Annotated in this window: 1 pseudogene; it reads right to left on the bottom strand. The window is 71.7% G+C overall.

The window, feature by feature from the left end:
* Nucleotides 1-290 (bottom strand): annotated as a pseudogene (locus tag AC0IYH_RS30930) (DNA-processing protein DprA); the annotation flags it as partial.

Raw genomic sequence — 290 nt, 5'->3', positions numbered from 1 at the left:
GCCGCGCCAGATCAGGGCAGGGGGCGCGTTGTCGATCTCGGCCAACGGCCGCGGATAATCGACATCGCCCAGAAACAGGTACCGCGCTCCGAGCCGCTCCGTCCGCGTCATCTCCGCCATGATGTCTGGCAGTGCGGGCACTCGCGGAGCCTGACCGCCGCCACGCTGCGCCAGCATCGGCAGCGCGTCGAGCGCCGCCTCCGCCGTGCCGTACCGCGCGAGCAACTGGCGATAGCCGACCGGCCCAATCCCATGCGTGCGGATCAGGCGCAGCCGCGCCACGTCCGTCC

The organism is Pseudomonas sp. AC463, from assembly GCF_979253585.1.
The sequence above is the reverse complement of the archived record's forward strand: the minus strand, read 5'-3'. Positions and strand labels throughout refer to the sequence as shown.